Raw genomic sequence first — 4,978 nt, 5'->3', positions numbered from 1 at the left:
ATCAGCTTTATTATTAATAAAGAAAGAAGAAAACTCACCAACATCAGCATTACGATTTACAAAAACATTTTTAGCATAAATAGCTCCACCATAATCCTCAGCATAATTATCCTTAAAGGTAGAATTATCAACAGTTACATCCCCATTAGAATAAATTGCACCACCCCTACACTGAGAATCAGCATCAGAAGCCTTATTAGATTCAAATGAACAATTTTTTACATTAACATTGATTATTATGTCATCAAGAGGAAAATCTCTTTCATAAGCTGCAAAAATCGCACCACCAGAAACATATGCATAATTACGAGAAAATATTGCATTATCTGCAAAAACATTAGCCTGTGAATAAATAGCTCCGCCTCTATTATCATCAGCCCAGTTATTAATAAAAGAAGAGCTTGAAGAACAATTAACATCTATAAATAATTTATTAGTACCTTTTTCATTACCGGCAAAATATATTGCTCCACCATAATCCTCAGCATAATTATCAATGAATGAGGAATTGGTTACATATACATCTTTACATTTTGCATAAATTGCTCCACCATAAGAATAACTTTGAGGCACATTATTTTCTACCCTATTAGATTTGAACGAACATCCATCGACATATAAATTACCAACATTATTACCAAATAAAAAAGCTCCACCCTGACCGGGAGCATGATTATTCTCAAATACGGAATTATAAATTATTAAATTTCCACCATCAATTACCATAGCTCCACCATTATAATCATCAGCTTTATTATCTCGGAATATGGAATTTTTAATAATTAAATCTTGATTACTCGTCTTATATATTACCCCAGCATTATCATCAGCATAATTATCCTTAAATGTACAGTTATCAATAGTGAATAGGGAAGTACCCTCAATAACTATAGCACCACCATTTGCATTTCCAAGCCAATTATCTACAAATCCGTTAATAATATTAAGATTTTTTAATGTTATTGTTCCTTTTTCTGAAGTAAATGCTTGACATTCTTTTAAACAGTCAATAGTGTGTCCTTGTCCATCAATAGTTAAATCTTTATTTATGCGAATTATAGCATCTTCTTGACCATTATAATTTCTAGTTAAATTTAAAACAGACCCTGCAGGCGCATTATCAATCTCCTTTTGAAGATCGGCGAAAGAACCTGCAGATGCAGTCAAAATTTCAGAATTTTGAATTTCTGAAGATCCTACAACAGCATCTCCAATTTCTAAAGAATCACCAACATCAGATGATTCTATTACATCATTATTGTTTAAATCACTAGCTGAAACTGCAGCAACTGATAAAAGCAATAAAAATATTGAAATAAATATTATTTTTTTGTAATTCATTTTTTTATCTCCCCATTTATGGAATTTGTCCTTAATGTTGTAATTGTCCTTAATGTTGTAATATTTTTCATTGGTTAATATAAATTATTTTCCGACAGTAAGCACTTACTTACACTAGTTTTTTAAAAAAAAACTTTTTATCACATTAAAATGTAAATGCTTATGAAAACAATTGAATTAAATCATATTACCCAAATATAATTATTATATCATTATTTTCACTAAAAATACAATAATAAAATTGTAACATGATAGATGTTTGCCAAATGATATAATGTAAACTATATCATCCATAGTATATTAATGTAAGTACCTACTTGCTTATTTTGTATATGCAATTACACAAAAATATCTCAAAATCTGCAAAAAAATATCAAAACACAATCCATTCATAAAGAATATACAGGAAACAATACAAAATGAATTCATGCACCAACAAAACAAGCAAAATAACAAAAAATATAGAAAAAATTCATTTAATAAATAATTTGAGTCTTCCTCAAAAAAAAGAAAAAAAGAAAAATTAATTTTTCATTTTTCTCCAAACTATAATAGCACATAATGCAATTATCACTAATGCCAATGCCCAATAAATCAAATTATTTGAATTGCCTGGTTGACTGACAGATTTAACCGGTGCATTACTATCGTATTGATTATTTTCAACTGATGCATTATCTCCAGTTTGGTTATTATCAAATACATTACCAACAAATGTACTACCAGCAAGTAAATTGCCATCAAATACATTACCAACAAATGCACTGTTAGCAATAGCACTTCTAGAATTATCAGATATGCCTATATTCTGACCGCTTAGACCTGCCAAGATAAAATTATCAGAGGCGGATAATATCCTTGCTATTGATTCTCCAAATAAATTTGCATGAATAAGGTAGTTTCCTGCCTTTTGAGGAGACACCATTATATTTACATAGTTTGTATAGTTTTCCCTATTAGAAAATACGATATTTTCATGTGGAGATGATAATGAAAAGTACTCAGTTCTCATTTCACCAGAAGGACTTCCGTTAGGACGAACAAACGAAATAGTTGCTATTACTGAGTCATTCACCGGACAAGAATCGGCTGATAATTTAAAAGTAAATTTCAAAGGATTACTATCAGTATGGTGAACATTTGATCGTGGCCAAGGTTTCCATTCAATTAATTGGTCATTATTTTCTGAAGGGTTCTTACTCCACCAATTTTCATTAATTAAAGCGAATTCACCACAATTATATACAGTCTGTCCCTCACCTGCAGAATTAGAGACAAAAATATTATTTTTTAAAGACAATGTAGAACCGCTTGAATCTAAATAAATTGCGCCTCCTTCATCTTTACAATGATTGTTAATGAAGACACATTGTGAAAATGTAAGTGAGTTTTTATCATCAATGTATATCGCACCCCCATCATCATTATCACCTTCACCAGCCTTATTGTTGGTGAATGTAGCATATTTTACATCTTCTCTAAATTTGTTAACCCATATTGCTCCACCTTGATTATCATATGCGGTGTTTGAGTCAAAATAGGAATGTCCTCTTAATGCTAAAGTATCTGCATAGATTGCTCCACCATAATCTCCGGCATAATTCTTATTAAAGGTACAGTTATCAACAGTTAAATCATCTTTACAGTGTATAGCTCCACCTTCACATTGAGGAGATTTAGCTCCATCTGCAATATTTGATTCAAATAAACAGTGAGTTATGTATGTATTATCACAACAGAAAATAGCTCCACCGTCTTCATAAGCCTTGTTTCCAGTAAATACAGCATTTTTTACACGGGTATCACAGTATGAATATAACGCTCCACCATCATTATCTCCTGCCTTATTACCAATAAAGAATGAATTAAAAGCTTCGTTGGAACCTTGATTATTATTAACATATATATTATTTGCATAAACCGCTCCAGCATAATCATCGGCATGGTTATCTTTAAAAGTACTATTATTAATTACCGCATCATTTTTTGCAAAAATAGCACCACCATAACACTGAGATGAAGCTCCTTCAGCCTTATTAGAATCAAACAGACAATGATTTACATTAATATTATAACCACAATAAATAGCACCACCATCAACTTCAGCTGTATTTCCAGAAAGTACTGTATTTACCATAGTAACACTACCATCATCAGCATAAACAGCACCACCTTTATTATCATCAGCTTTATTATTAATAAAGAAAGAAGAAAACTCATCAATATCATCATAACGATTTACAAAAACATTTTTAGCATAAATAGCACCACCATAATCATCAGCATAATTATCCTTAAAGGTACTATTATCAACAGTTACATCATTTTTTGCACGAATAGCACCACCATAACACTGAGATTTAATTCCCTGAGCCGTATTAGAATCAAACAAACAATGTTTTAGATTTGCATCATGATTACTATAAACAGCACCACCATCAACATTAGCATAATTTCCGGAAATTACTGTATTTACCATAGTAACACTACCATCCTTAGTATAAATAGCACCACCATCATTAGTATTAGCCCTATTATTAATAAAGAAAGAAGAAAACTCACCAATATCATCATTACAATTTACAAAAACATTTTTAGCATAAATAGCACCACCATAATCCTGGGCAATATTATCCTTAAAGGTACAATTATCAACTGTTACAATGTTATTAGAAAAAATTGCACCACCATAACACTGAGATTCAGCATCTGAAGCCTTATTAGATTCAAAAGAACAATTTTTTAGATGAACATCGACTGTATCACCATCATAAGGAAAACCTGGATCATAATTTGCATAAATAGCACCACCATCAACATATGCATAATTATGAGAAAATTTTGTATTTTCTGCAAATACATTGGAATCTGAATAAATAGCTCCACCTTGATTATCATCAGCAGAATTATAGATAAAATAAGAGCTTGAAGAACAATTAACATCTATATATAAATTACCCTTTTCCTCATAATAATGAGCGAAATATACTGCTCCACCATAATCTTCAGCATAATTACCATTGAATGATGAATTAGTTATATAGAAATCTTTACATTTTGCATAAATTGCTCCACCATGAGAATAACTAACAAGTACATTATTTTCTACTCTATTAGATTTAAAGGAACATCCTTCGACATATAATGAAGATTGATCAAAATAGTATACAGCTCCAGCATAATCTTCAGCATAATTATTCTCAAATACAGAATTATAAATTATTAAATCTCCACCAGAAGAGAATACAGCTCCACCACTAGAATCATCAACCCCATTATTTTGGAATATAGAATTTTTGATAATTAAATCTCCATCCCCTTCATCATATATTGCTCCACCACAATCATCAGCGTAATTATCCTTAAATGTACAATTATCTATGGTGAATTGTGCAGTACCCTGAATAAATAGAGCACCACCATCGGCATTACTATCCCAATTATCAACTAATCCATTAATAATATTAAGATTTTTCAATGTTATTGTTCCTGTTTCGGAAGTAAATGCCTGACATTCTTTTAAACAGTCAATAGTGTGTCCTTGTCCATCAATAGTTAAATCTTTATTTATGCGAATTATAGCATCTTCTTGACCATTATAATTTCTAGTTAAATTTAAAACAGACCCTGCAGGCGC

Annotated in this window: 1 protein-coding gene and 1 pseudogene; both read right to left on the bottom strand. The window is 30.7% G+C overall.

Annotated features, from left to right (window positions below):
- Positions 1–1,341 (bottom strand): annotated as a pseudogene (locus ACKI3Q_RS07295) (hypothetical protein); the annotation flags it as partial.
- Between the two features lie 523 nt (positions 1,342–1,864).
- On the bottom strand, positions 1,865–4,978 hold a 3,114-nt coding region (locus ACKI3Q_RS07290), incomplete at its 5' end, for a right-handed parallel beta-helix repeat-containing protein (RefSeq protein WP_407415719.1).

Origin of the sequence: Methanobrevibacter sp., from assembly GCF_045636185.1 — an archaeon.
Taxonomy (GTDB): domain Archaea; phylum Methanobacteriota; class Methanobacteria; order Methanobacteriales; family Methanobacteriaceae; genus Methanocatella.
The sequence above is the reverse complement of the archived record's forward strand: the minus strand, read 5'-3'. Positions and strand labels throughout refer to the sequence as shown.